We start from the raw sequence: 12,848 nt of genomic DNA, 5'->3' as shown, positions 1-12,848 counted from the left end.
CCGGCGGGCCTCGCTCCTGACCTTTCGCTCGGCTTCGTGCCCCGGACGCGGCGCAGCGCAAAGCGGTGCGCTGCAGAGCCGGGGCCCACATCTCCAAGCAAACCGCCGGCTGGGTCCCGGCTCTGCGACGCAGCGTTGCACGCCGCGTCGCGTCCGGGACACGAGAGCGTTTCACCCCTTTGGGGGCGCCAGCGGTTGCACGATTTCCTGGAACGGCCCGAGCGCCTCGCAACGACCGGCATGCGCCGCAAGCGCAGGATAGCGCGCGGCATCGAACAATTGCGGATGCGCTTCGCGGGTGAAACGAGTGACGCAGGCAACCACGATGTCGGCATGGCCGATGCGGTCACCGAGCCAGTACGACATCGTCACCTTCATGCGCTCGGTTTCGAGCACGCCGAGCACGTCCGCAATCTGCGCCTGACACCGCGCGACCCACAGCGCAAGCTGCTCCTTCCGCAGCACGCGCTCATAGAGCAGGCTCACCGCCTTGTCGCCGAGACCGCAGGCGAGCGCACAGATGCGCAAATGCTTTCGCCGGTCGGCGCCACTGCGCGGCAACATCGCCTTTGCCTCGCCGACCAGCTCGTCGAGATAATCGAGGATGATCGTGCTCTCGATCAGCGCCTCGCCGTCGTCGAGCACCAGTGTCGGCACCCGGCGCAGCGGATTATAGGGTGCAATCTTGTCGGCATCGCCGAAGGTCGACCACGGCCTGTGCTCGAAAGCGAGACCATAAAGCCGCAGCGCAATCGCGACGCGGCGAACGAAGGGGGAGTCGTATTGGCCGATCAGGAACATGGTAAGTCTCTCGTCATTGCCGGCACTGGCCTATGGCGAGGTATGGCAGCGCTCGGGATTCACGTGCCGGTCGGAAAGATGGGTCTGACGTATTTCAACGCGATACGGCACAGGTTCTCGTTGCCTGCGGGCGGATCAGAAGGTGTCTAGCGGGCAATTAGGATCGCGGTCTCTCGGCAAAGATAAATCGAGATTTGCGCAACGCATCCTCGGCATTCTGCCCCCAAAATTCTATGATTTCAAAATTTCGGCGCGCACGCTCACCCGTATACTGACTGAGATCGAGCATATAAGCATCGTACAGTCGATTGACGCGTTCTCGAACCGTGACTCGCGACCGAACGTGGTGGAGGAATTTCAGATCAACAAGATCTGGGACGTTCTCGACGTTGCTCTCGTTATAATCCTTATCGATCAAGAAACAGTTTGCCTTTGCTTCGGTCGAACAGAAATCGCTAAGCTTCTCGAATATCTCTAGCAGCTTCTTTTCCTCGTCTTTGCCGGCATCCCGCGAAAAATCCTCTCTCTTGAATTTGTCGAACTCCCCGGCCGCCTTATTGACATCCTCTGCACCGATCTTCTCACCTCTCGCGCTGTCACCCCGCGCGAGGCGCTCTCTCGCGACGTCAATTGCACGCCGGAAAATAGTGAGAAAATCGCGCGCCACGCCCCCGCTTGCCAACACAAGACGATCGCGCGCTCCATCGGTAAGAAAGTCGTCCAATTTCAGATTGGACTCCCGAGCGAATTGCTCCAAAATTCGCAAGAGAAAACGCTTCGTCAGATCATACTTCTCTAACGTCACATCTAGATCAATCTCTTCTGCGTCATCGCCGAGCTTCATTCCTCGCGGTGGATCGCTATACGTATACCAGCGCGACCTGTGACGTATGGTGCCGACCTTAATCCAAAGATTCAGCCCTTTTGCAATTCGGTGGAGATAATCAACGACCTCGGCCTGATCCGCTTTCCTTATGTGATACAGGTCGTCCAACAATAGAAACGCTGGCCCATCGGCCAGTTCGGTCATCCGCTGGAACAGGCCTTTGTATCGCATAATATTTCGGTGCAGAACTTCGATCTTTCGTGAAGTGTACTCCTGTTGAGTTTGAGTCGACTGCGTGCCTTTTTCGGAGGATTTCAAACTGGATTCAATCGAGGCAATTGGGACTTTTCCTCCAGCAGTAAGCGCAGTCTGCAACTCAACGGCGGTTTCGCCCTTGCGTGTCGTTTGAACTTTGGCATCGTCAGCTGCGAAAAGGACCGCGTTGAGTTCCTTGATCATCGCCCCAAGCTCGGCAGAGATCTCGGAGGTTTTTGTCCGAGGGAATCCCTTCTTCGACGGCGACGCTCCAAAAAGCTTGTTCCAGAATGATGTTCTATTAGATGGGTGGATTGCAGCGGAATCCATCCAAGCTTTGAATTCGCTCAGTGTCTTGATCAGCACGCTCAACAAGACATCGGGGTAGCTGTGCCCCTTAAACTCTTCAAGATCTACGTAAGCAATAGGACTTCTATTGACAGTAAGATCTGCTGTCACCTTCGCCAATAGGCTCGACTTTCCGGACCCTCTGCGTCCAAAGACAATATGATGGCGCTTATTCTTAGCGCGAGCCAGCGTGCCCGGAGCAGGCTCAATAAAGTACTTCACGCCCTCCTTAGTCGATCGAGTTGATTCTTCGACAATTCGCGCGAGGTTCTCGACTTTAGTCGTCTCAAGAATGCTCATTAAAATCTCTTTCTTGAAAAAAACGACAAGCTATCGCAGCCAAACGCAGCTATTCTCGCACCGGTTGCATCCAATTGTCTAGCCATCCGACGACGCGGAAGCAGCCGCGCAGCCCGTGCGCCACCTCCCCTCGTCGCTCGCCAGCACGCTCTTCATCGCGCTCGCCTGGCCGGCGAGCTTCCGCTCACGCATCGCCTGATTCATGTTCGGCTTGCCGGCTGACGAGCAGCTCACGGCGGGTCATGATGCAGTGCACTGAACCAGCCGCGCTGCGCTCGGGCGACCTGATCCATCGGCCACCGGTGTACTGAACACGACAAATCTGCTCGCGCAGAGCAGCATTGGTGCGCAATATAACTACTGGCTTCTTCTCCCTTAGATTGCAGTAGATAAAAATAGACGCTATGGATTGAGTGCCAGTGACGTTTGGTTAAAGAGTGGACAAACGAGGACGTGGTGGCGAAATCGAAGAAGCCGGGGACAAAAGCGCAAGGAAGATATGTAGAGCCGGTAGCTCGGAAACGATCAAGAGGCTCGAAAACTGATCACAAAGGGCCAGCGCGGCATAAGCCTCGGTCAAGCTCCCAAATTGACACGATCGGTTCCGCAAAGAAGACTCGCGCTTTTCAGTCGCGCATAGTTGTTTACGTAAACGACCAACTACTGACAGCGCTTGATAAGCACGCGCAGAGGAAGGATCAAACGAGAGCCCAAGCCGCACTAGAGGCTTTACAACTCTACCTCAAGAATGGAGGAAATCGGAGTTCGATTGCGACCGAGCAGGGCACGGTCGTAATTAGAAGTGTCCGTCAAGCATTGTTTCATTCAAGACTTGTTATCGCGGCGTTCGACGAGGCGCTCGAATACGACGTTCTGCGGCAGCACAACGAACCACCTCCCCTGTTGCTGTTAGATAGCCCCGACTACCTTGATGAGATACGAAAGTTGGTCGTCGAGCTGCGTCACTTGAATTCGTATCTTGAAACAGTAAGACGTTTTCCGAAGCGACGGGCGGAGGACACTACTGTGCTTCGAGGTCCCGTCGCTAGCACGAAGCGGCACATCAATACGTTTCTCGGCCGATATGCGTCCACATTGGGGCATGGCGCAGGAATCTTGACCGTTGGCGCACTGGTAACGCTTCTCTATCAGCTAGGCCTACCAGAAACAGTCTTCGAACAGCTCATTAGAAAACTACATTGACGTGGTCGATAGGATATCGCCTACCTTGACTACTCACTCCCCCTCGTCGCTCGCGAGCACGCCCTTCACCGCCCTCGCCCATCCCGCAAGCTTCCGCTCCCGTGTCGCCTGACTCATGTTCGGCTTGAAGCGGTGCTCCAGGCGCCAGTTGTCGGCGAATTTTGTCGGCTCGGGATAGACGCCGGCCTGGAGGCCGGCGAGGTATGCCGCCCCCAGCGCTGTCGTCTCCTGGATCACCGGACGATCGACCGGCGCATCGAGCAGATCGGCGAGGCGCTGCATGGTCCAGTCGGACGCGGTCATGCCGCCGTCGACGCGCAGCACGACGCTGGCGGTTTCCGAGCTCGGCCAATCGGCGCGCATCGCCGCCCACAGGTCAAACGTCTGGTAGCAGACGCTTTCCAGTGCGGCGTGGGCGAGCTCGGCGGGGCCGGTGTTGCGGGTGAGGCCGAACAGCGCGCCGCGCACGCGCGGATTCCAGTAGGGCGCGCCCATGCCGACGAAGGCCGGGACCAGATAGACGCTCTGCATGGAATCGGATTGGTCCGCGAGCGGGCCGGTCTCAGCGGCGTGCTTGATGATGCCGAGGCCGTCGCGCAGCCATTGCACCGCGGAGCCCGCGACGAAGATCGAGCCCTCCAGCGCGTAGGTGCGTTTTCCCCCGAGCTGGTAGGCGATGGTGGTGAGCAGCTTGTTCTTCGACACGACAGGCGTGGTGCCGGTGTTGAGCAAGGCAAAACAGCCGGTGCCGTAGGTCGACTTCATCATGCCGGGGCGGAAGCAGGCTTGACCAATGGTGGCAGCCTGCTGGTCGCCGGCGATGCCGGAGATGGCAATCGCGCCGCCAAAGAGATCAGGCACGCTTTCGCCGAAGCGGGCGGACGAATCCTTGACCTCAGGCAGCATCGAGCGCGGCACGCGCAGGATTTCCAGCAGTTCGTCGTCCCATTCGCCGGTGTGGATGTTGAACAGCAGCGTGCGCGAGGCGTTGGTGGCGTCGGTGGCGTGCACCTTGCCGCCGGTGAGGCGCCACAGCAGATAGCAATCGACGGTGCCGAACATCAGCTCGCCGCGCGCGGCGCGCGCGCGGGCGCCGGGCACGTGATCAAGGATCCATGCGACCTTGGTGCCGGAAAAATAGGGATCGATGATCAGGCCGGTCTTTTGCGAGATCACGGGCTCGCGGCCTTCCGCTTTCAGTTTTGCGCAGATGTCGGCAGTGCGGCGGTCCTGCCAGACGATGGCGCGGTGCACGGCCTGGCCGGTGGCGCGGTCCCACACCACGGTGGTCTCGCGCTGGTTGGTGATGCCGATCGCCGCGATGTCCTTAGGCCCGATGCCGGCCTGCTCGATCGCGTCGCGGCAGACCATCACTGTCGAGGTCCAGATGTCCTCCGGCTCGTGCTCGACCCAGCCCGACGCCGGAAAATGCTGCGGAAACTCCTGCTGCGCGCGCGCCGCGATCGAGATGTCGCTGCGAAAAACAATCGCGCGCGAGGAGGTGGTGCCCTGGTCGATGGCGAGGACGAAAGACATGGAAGCTTACCTTGGCGTTTCCCGGTGGGGGGTCATTGTGTCGCGCCAAAGGGAGCGGATTAGGGCGGGAAGGTCAAGGTAGGTCTCCGTGCCCCGGATGCGGCGCAGCGCGTTAGCGGTGCGCTGCTAAGCCGGGGCCCATCGCAGAGGCTGTGCTGGGTCCCGGCTCTGCGTCGCAACGCTTCGCGCTGCGCCGCGTCCGGGACACGATCCGCTTACGTCGCTGCTGTCGTCACGCCGCCGTCGATGACGATGGTCTGGCCGGTCATGAAGCTCGACGCATCGGAGGCAAGATACGCCACGGCACCCGCGATCTCATCCGGTTCGCCGATGCGGCGCAGCGGCGTGGTGGCGGTGCGGCGCTTGAGGTTGGCTTCGTCTTCCCAGAGCGCGCGGGCGAAATCGGTCTTGACGAGGCCGGGGGCGATGCAGTTGACGCGGACGCCTTTCGGGCCCCATTCGCCGGCGAGCGAACGACATAGCGCGAAGTCGGCGGCCTTGGAGATGCCGTAGGCGCCGATCACGGTGGAGCCGCGCAAGCCGCCGATCGAGGAGATGATGATGACCGAACCGTTGCCGCGCTCGGCCATCTGCGGGATCGCCAGCGCGGAGAGCCAGATGTTGCTCTTGACGTTCGAGCCCATGATCTTGTCGAAGGCCTCGTCGGTGATGTCGAGCAGCGGGCCGTAGTACGGATTGACTGCGGCGTTGCAGACGAGGATGTCGATCTTGCCGTAATGCTTGATCGTGCCCGCGACCAGCGCCTCGACCTCGGCTTTGCGCGCGATGTTGCAGGGGATGACGGTGGCATCGCCGCCTGAAGCATTGATGCCGTCGGCGACTTCCTTGCAGGCGTCGACCTTGCGCGATGAGACCACGACTTTTGCGCCGAGCTTTGCGAGCAGCTCGGCCGAGGAGCGGCCGATGCCGCGGCTGGAGCCGGTGACGATGGCGACCTTGCCGGTGAGATCGAACGGGGTGTTTTTCATTGTTGTTGGCCTCCGTTGTTTCCATAAACTCCGTCATTGCGAGGAGCGAAGCGACGAAGCAATCCAGACTATCTCCGCGGAGAGATCCTGGATTGCTTCGCTTCGCTCGCAATGACGAAGGAAGTGGCTAGATCAACCCGCCACCATCCGCGACGCGACGCTGGTGGTAGTCGGTGTCGCCAAAGCTGTTCTCGATCATGGTGAGGCGCTTGAAATAGTGGCCGATCTTCGCCTCCATGGTCATGCCGATACCGCCGTGGAGCTGGATCGCCTGCTGTCCGACGTATTTCAGCGACTTGCCGATCTGCACCTTGGCGGCAGCGATGGCGTTGGAGCGCTCGCTGGCGTCCTCGAACTCACCGGCCATTGTCGCGAACATCGACATCGAGCGGGCCTGCTCGGCAGCGACGAACATGTCGGAGGCGCGATGCTGCAGCGACTGGAACGAGCCGATCGCGACGCCGAATTGCTTGCGCGTCTTGATGTACTCGACCGTGGTCTTGAGCGACTCGTCCATCAGGCCGACCGCCTCGGCGCAGAGCGCGACGCGGGCTTCGTCGACCACACGCTCGATCAGGGCGAGTGAGTCGTCGGGATTGCCGAGCGCGGCATCCGCGCCGACCTCGACACCCGTAAACGTGATGTCGGCAGCGTGCAGGCCGTCCTGGGTCGGGTACGATTTCTTCGTCACGCCCTTGGCACTCGCCGGCACCAGGAACACGCCGATGCCGCTCTTGTCGCGGCGGTCGCCCTTGGTGCGCGCGGTGACGATCAGGATCTCCGCGTTCTCGCCGTTGAGCACGACGAATTTTTCGCCGTCGATGACCCAGCCATCGCCCTTCTTCTTCGCCGTCGTCGAGACATCGAACAGATCGTAGCGCGAGTTCTTCTCGAGCTGGGCGAACGCCAGCGTCTTGCTGCCGTCGATGATCCCGGGCACATGCGCGGCCTTCTGCGCGTCGGTGCCGGCATGGCGGAGGAAGCCGCCGCCGATCACGACCGTTGCCAGATACGGCTCGAGCACCAGCGCCTTGCCGAGCGCCTCCATCACGATCATGGTCTCGACGCCGCCGCCACCGAAGCCGCCATCGGCCTCCGCGAAGGGCAGGCCGAGCAGGCCCTGCTCGGCGAGCTTGCCCCAGACGGCTTTGCTCCAGCCGCCCTTCTCTTTCATGTATTTCTTGCGGCTCTCGAAATCGTATGAATCGGTCAGCAGGCCGTCGATGCTGTCCTTGAGAAGCCGCTGCTCCTCGTTCAGATCAAAATCCATTTCTGTTTCCTCAAAGTCACAATTGTCTGCGTTGCGTCGGGCTCCTCTTCACCTCGCCCCGCTTGCGGGGAGAGGTCGGATCGCCTCGGCGATCCGGGTGAGGGGGTACAGGTCCCACGACGACCTCTCGTGTTGAGAGATGCCCCTCACCCCAACCCTCTCCCCGCAAGTGCGGGGCGAGGGAGGAGAGAGCATCAAAGTCCCAGCACCGCCTTGGCGATGATGTTGCGCTGGATCTCGTTGGAGCCGCCGTAGATCGAGACCTTGCGGTTGTTGAAGTAGCTCGGCGCGATCTGGGCGGTCCAGTCCATGGCTTCGTTCGAACCGTCGTCGCCGTGCACATCGTAGGGCGCGGCGAACGGGCCGATCACTTCCATCAACAGCTCGGTGGTGGTCTGCTGGATCTCGGAGCCCTTGATCTTCAGCACAGACGAGGCCGGATTGGGCTTGCCCTTGCCGTGCTTGCCTTCATCCGCGACGACGCGCAACTGCGTCAGCTCGAGCGCCTTCAGCTCGATCTCGCAGGCCGCGAGCTTTTCGCGGAAGGCGGCGTCCTGGATGATCGGCTTGCCGCCGGACTCGACCTTGGAGGCCAGATCTCGGATGCGGCGCAACCGTTCCTTGGAGACGCCGACGCGGGCGATACCGGTGCGCTCATTGCCGAGCAGGAATTTGGCGTAATCCCAGCCCTTGTTCTCCTCGCCGATCAAATTCTCGTAGGGCACCTCGACGTCATCGAAGAAGACTTCGTTGACTTCGAGCCCGCCGTCGATGGTCTGGATCGGGCGCACGGTGACGCCCTTCGACTTCATGTCGAAGACGATAAAGGAAATGCCCATCTGCTTCTTCGCGGTCGCATCGGTGCGGCAGAGGCAGAAGATCATGTCGGCGTGCTGGGCCAGCGTGGTCCAGGTCTTCTGGCCGTTGATGATCCACTTGTCGCCCTTGCGCTCGGCCTTGGTCTTGAGCGAGGCGAGGTCGGAGCCGGAGCCGGGCTCCGAAAAACCCTGGCACCACCAATCGTCGACATTGGCGATGCGCGGCAGATACTGTTTCTTCTGCGCTTCATTGCCAAAAGTGTAGATGACGGGGCCGACCATGCTGACGCCGAAGGCAAGCGGCTGCGGCGCCGGATAGGACTGCAGCTCTTCGTTGAAGATGTAGTGCTGCACGCTGGTCCAGCCAGTACCGCCATATTGCGTCGGCCAGTGGCTGGTGCCCCAGCCCTTCTTGTTGAGGATACGCCACCACGTCACCATCTCGTCCTTCGAGAGGTGGCGGCCCTCGACCAGCTTGCGCCGCGTATCCGGCGGCACGTTGCCGCGGAAGAATGTCCGCACTTCCTCGCGAAACGCCTGCTCTTCTTTCGTGAATGCGAGATCCATCGGATCCTCCTGTGAGCCTATTGTTATCTTATCGTCGATGCGAGTTTCGTGGATTGTGACGGTTTTTGCTGCTGGCGCAATTCGTGGCGCGACAATTTTCCGACCGGCGTGCGCGGCAGATCGTCGACGAACGCGACCTCTACAGGCAATTCGTGCTTGCCGACCTTGCCGGCAAGCTGCGCGCGCAGCTCGTCGAGCGAGAACGGCTTTGCGTCCGGCTTGAGCTTGATGAAGGCTTTTGCCGCCTCGCCGCGATACTGGTCGGGAATGCCGAGCACGATCACCTCGTGCACGCCTGGAATGGTGTAGATCGCCTGCTCGATCATCTGCGGATAGACGTTGAAGCCGCCCGAGATGATCATGTCCTTCTTGCGATCGACCAGGAAGAAATAGCCGTCGGTGTCGACATAGCCGATGTCGCCGGTGAGGAAGCGGCCGTCGGCAAAGGATTCCGCGGATTCATTTGGCTTATTCCAGTAGCCCTGGGTGACGTTCGGGCCCTTGATGCGGATCTCGCCGACTTCGCCCGGCGGCAGCACCCTGCTTGGATCTTCCAGCGCGACGACGTCCATCTCGATGCTAGGCAGCATCAGGCCGATCGAGCCGGGCTTGTCGGGGCCTGTCGGCGGATGGCCGGTGCCGGGCGAGCAGGTCTCGGTCATGCCCCAGCCGCTCTTGAGCTTCTTGCCTATTTTGCGTTCGAAGAAACTTGCGATCTCCACCGGCAGCGGCGCACCGCCAGAGCCGATGGTGACGAGCGAAGAGAAGTCGCGCTTGTCGAGATCGGGGAGCGCTGCGATCGCGATCCACATCGTCGGCACGCCCGGAAAGTAAGTGGCACGCTTGACTTCGATATCGCGCATCACCGCTTCAACATCAAAGCGCTGGTGGAGCGAGATCAAATTGCCGCGGCTGAGCGCGGACAGCAGCACGACGGTGAGTGCGTAGATGTGGAACAGCGGCAGCACGCAGATCACGCGCTCAACGACACCGCCGCGAGCCGCGCGCCCCGGCTTGCCCCAGACATCGTAGATCGACACCGCCGAGGTGAGATTGCCGTGAGTGAGCATCGCGCCCTTGGGCAGGCCGGTGGTGCCGCCGGTGTATTGCAGCAGCGCAACGTCGTCCGCTGTGACTTTCGGCCACTGCGAGGGTGCTGTGGCGCCCTCGACAAAAGTCTTGAAGGTGACGATGCGGGGATCATTCGGGATCGCGGCCTGCGGCGTGCCGACCTTGCCCCAATTGTCGTCCTCGCAGACAACGAGGCGATCGATCAGGCCCTTGTCCAGGAATTTCAGCGCGGTCGGCAGCAGCGCGGCGAGATTGGAGGTCACGAGCAGGCGCGAGCCTGAATCGGAGACCTTGTGGGTCAGCGCGATCTCACCGTCGAGCGGCGACAGATGCGCGACGCGGCTACCTGCCTTCAGCGCACCGAAGAAATTGACGGGGTGATCGGGCGTGTTGCCCAGGAACAGCGCGACGGAGGTATCCTTGCCGCAGCCGGCGCGCAGGAACGCAGCGGCCGCACGCTCGGCCATCGCGGCGAGATCGGTGTAGGTGATCGGACGTTCCCGGAATTCCAGCGCAGTGCGCGGGCCGTATTCGGCGGCGGCCTTCGACAGCAGGTCAGGCAGCGAGCCCTGGACGATGGTGTCGTCCCAGCGCACGCCCTCGGGATAAAACTGTTCGCCGGGATGGGTCATTATTCTTGATTGCTTGAGCGAGCCACTAACAGAGACCGCCATTCCGGGCCGCGACGAAGTCGCGCGCCCGGAATGACGAGGGTTGAGACGAAGCCGCCATCAAGCCGCTTTCGACGATGCCGCCAGCGACGCGAACGTGCCGCCTTCCGCCGCGAGCTTCTTCAGCAGCGGCGCGGGCTCGAGGCTGGGGTCGTTGGTCTCCTTGGCGTAGAAGGCCAGGCGATCGGCGATGTGCTTGAGGCCGACGGTGTCGGCCCAGAACATCGGGCCGCCGCGATAGATCGGCCAGCCATAGCCGTAGAGCCAGACCACGTCGATGTCGGAGGGACGCGCCGCGATGCCCTCTTCGAGGATTTTTGCGCCCTCGTTGATCATCGGGTACATCATGCGCTCGAGGATCTCGTCGTCGCTGACGATGCGCTTCTTGCGGCCGAGGCGCAGCAGCGTCTCGTCGATCAGCTTTTCGACTTCCGGATCGGGCAGTGCCGAGCGGCTGCCTGCTTCATACTTGTAGTAGCCCTTGCCGGTCTTCTGACCGAAGCGGCCGGCTTCGCACAGCGCATCCGCGATCTCCGACTTGATGCCGCGGTCCTTGCGCGAGCGCCAGCCGATGTCGAGGCCGGCGAGATCGCCCATCGCGAACGGGCCCATCGGCATGCCGAACTTCGTCACGACCGCGTCGACCTGCTGCGGCAGCGCACCTTCGAACAACAGCTTTTCAGATTGCTTGCCACGCTGCGCCAGCATGCGATTGCCGACAAAGCCGTCGCAGACGCCGACCACAGCCGGCACCTTTGCGATCTTGCGCGCGATCGTGACAGCGGTCACGAGCGCATCCGGCGCGGTCTTGTCGGCGCGCACGATCTCGCACAGCTTCATGACGTTGGCCGGCGAGAAGAAGTGCATGCCCAGCACGTCCTGCGGACGCTTGGTCGCCTTCGCGATCTCGTCGATGTTGAGATAGGACGTGTTGGAGGCGAGCACCGCGCCGGGCTTGACGTATTGGTCGAGCTTGCCGAACACTTCCTTCTTCACCGCCATGGTCTCGAACACGGCTTCGATGACGAGGTCAGCATCACCGACATTCTCGATGCCGACGACGCCGGTGATCAGCGCCATGCGCTTGGCGGGCGCATCCGCCGGGATGCCGCCGCGTGCCGCGGTCGCTTCCCAGTTCTTCTGCATGATACCGAGGCCGCGCTTGAGCTGCTCCTCGCCGGTCTCGATCAGGGTGACGGGAACACCGGCATTGGCAAACGACATCGCGATGCCGCCGCCCATGGTGCCGGCGCCGAGAATGGCAACACGGTTAACGGGGCGCGGTTTGGTGCCTTCCGGCACGCCGGCGATCTTGTTGGCTTCGCGCTCGGCGAAGAAGGCATAGCGCTGCGCCTTGGACTGGTCGCTGGCGACGAGCTTGAGGAAGCCCTCGCGCTCCTTCTTCAGACCTTCGTCGAACGGCAGGTCGATCGCCGCACCGACGGCGTCGGCAGCCGCGAACGGCGCTTCCAGGCCGCGCGACTTCTTGGTCATGGCGGCAACCGCGTTGGTGAAGATCGAGCGGTCGGCCTTGGCGGCCGCGATCTTGGAATCGTCGTCGCGCAGGCGGCGCAGCGGACGCTTCTCGGCAAGCAACTTGCGGACGAAGAGTTCAGCGCCCAAGGTCGGACCTTCGACGATCTCCTCGATCAGACCGTGCTTGAGCGCTTCCGCAGCTCCGATCGGATCGCCGCCGACGATCATCTTGACCGCGAGCTCAGGGCCAACGGCGCGCGGCAGGCGCTGGGTGCCGCCGGCGCCCGGCAGCAGGCCGAGCTTCACTTCGGGCAGGCCGAGCTTTGCCTCTTTCACAGCCACGCGGAAATGACAGGCAAGCGCGACCTCGAGGCCACCACCGAGCGCGGTGCCGTGAATCGCGGCCACGATCGGCTTCGGCGACCCCTCCATCTCGGCCAGCACTTCGTTGAGGGCGGGCGACTTCGGCGGCTTGCCGAACTCGGTGATGTCGGCACCCGCAATGAAAGTGCGGCCGGCGCAGGTCAGCACGATGCCCTTGATCGCGGGATCGGCGATCGCGGCCTTGATGCATTCCAAAATACCGCCGCGCACTGCGGCACTCAGCGCATTGACCGGAGGGCTGTTCACCGTGACGATCCCGACTTCGTCATGACGCTCAAGCTTGACCACTTCGCTCACGGTGTCCCTCCTTGGTGGGGATGTACTTTTGTTCGA

General features: G+C 61.7%; 9 protein-coding genes. All 9 read right to left on the bottom strand.

The window, feature by feature from the left end:
* Window positions 1-171: 171 nt before the first annotated feature.
* A complete protein-coding gene (locus tag BMW89_RS29260; protein ID WP_092032015.1) occupies window positions 172-801 on the bottom strand; it encodes a glutathione S-transferase family protein in 630 nt (209 codons plus the stop codon).
* 157 nt (window positions 802-958) lie between these two features.
* On the bottom strand, window positions 959-2,530 hold the full coding sequence (locus BMW89_RS29255) for a hypothetical protein (RefSeq protein WP_092032011.1): 1,572 nt from the start codon (window positions 2,528-2,530) through the stop codon (window positions 959-961).
* 78 nt (window positions 2,531-2,608) lie between these two features.
* On the bottom strand, window positions 2,609-2,764 hold the full coding sequence (locus BMW89_RS38145) for a hypothetical protein (protein ID WP_177196397.1): 156 nt from the start codon (window positions 2,762-2,764) through the stop codon (window positions 2,609-2,611).
* A gap of 1,002 nt (window positions 2,765-3,766) precedes the next feature.
* Entirely contained in the window at window positions 3,767-5,269 is a 1,503-nt protein-coding gene (gene glpK / locus BMW89_RS29250; RefSeq protein ID WP_092032008.1) for a glycerol kinase GlpK, read from the bottom strand.
* Window positions 5,270-5,484: 215 nt separating this feature from the next.
* Window positions 5,485-6,258, bottom strand: coding sequence for an SDR family NAD(P)-dependent oxidoreductase (locus BMW89_RS29245; RefSeq protein ID WP_092032005.1), 774 nt, complete (start codon window positions 6,256-6,258; stop codon window positions 5,485-5,487).
* 127 nt (window positions 6,259-6,385) lie between these two features.
* Window positions 6,386-7,528, bottom strand: a complete 1,143-nt coding sequence (gene pimD, locus BMW89_RS29240; protein ID WP_092032000.1) for a pimeloyl-CoA dehydrogenase small subunit — start codon at window positions 7,526-7,528, stop codon at window positions 6,386-6,388.
* Window positions 7,529-7,722: 194 nt separating this feature from the next.
* Window positions 7,723-8,913, bottom strand: a complete 1,191-nt coding sequence (gene pimC, locus BMW89_RS29235) for a pimeloyl-CoA dehydrogenase large subunit (protein WP_092031995.1) — start codon at window positions 8,911-8,913, stop codon at window positions 7,723-7,725.
* A gap of 23 nt (window positions 8,914-8,936) precedes the next feature.
* Window positions 8,937-10,616, bottom strand: a complete 1,680-nt coding sequence (gene pimA / locus BMW89_RS29230; RefSeq protein WP_092031992.1) for a dicarboxylate--CoA ligase PimA — start codon at window positions 10,614-10,616, stop codon at window positions 8,937-8,939.
* A gap of 99 nt (window positions 10,617-10,715) precedes the next feature.
* Window positions 10,716-12,812: a 3-hydroxyacyl-CoA dehydrogenase NAD-binding domain-containing protein gene (locus BMW89_RS29225; protein WP_092031987.1), complete on the bottom strand. Its 2,097-nt coding sequence runs from the start codon at window positions 12,810-12,812 to the stop codon at window positions 10,716-10,718.
* Between the last annotated feature and the right edge of the window lie 36 nt (window positions 12,813-12,848).

It is taken from the genome of Bradyrhizobium sp. OK095 (genome assembly GCF_900109945.1).
GTDB lineage: Bacteria > Pseudomonadota > Alphaproteobacteria > Rhizobiales > Xanthobacteraceae > Bradyrhizobium.
Note: the sequence above shows the minus strand (reverse complement) of the source record. Positions and strands in the feature narration are given on the sequence as shown.

What these genes read in the sequence shown, in the direction of transcription:
- BMW89_RS29255 (WP_092032011.1), bottom strand. Translation starts at nt 2,530, where the DNA reads ATGAGCATTCTTGAGACGACTAAAGTCGAGAACCTCGCGCGAATTGTC.
- pimD (WP_092032000.1), bottom strand. Translation starts at nt 7,528, where the DNA reads ATGGATTTTGATCTGAACGAGGAGCAGCGGCTTCTCAAGGACAGCATC.
- pimC (WP_092031995.1), bottom strand. Translation starts at nt 8,913, where the DNA reads ATGGATCTCGCATTCACGAAAGAAGAGCAGGCGTTTCGCGAGGAAGTG.
- BMW89_RS29245 (WP_092032005.1), bottom strand. Translation starts at nt 6,258, where the DNA reads ATGAAAAACACCCCGTTCGATCTCACCGGCAAGGTCGCCATCGTCACC.
- BMW89_RS29260 (WP_092032015.1), bottom strand. Translation starts at nt 801, where the DNA reads ATGTTCCTGATCGGCCAATACGACTCCCCCTTCGTTCGCCGCGTCGCG.
- glpK (WP_092032008.1), bottom strand. Translation starts at nt 5,269, where the DNA reads ATGTCTTTCGTCCTCGCCATCGACCAGGGCACCACCTCCTCGCGCGCG.
- pimA (WP_092031992.1), bottom strand. Translation starts at nt 10,616, where the DNA reads ATGACCCATCCCGGCGAACAGTTTTATCCCGAGGGCGTGCGCTGGGAC.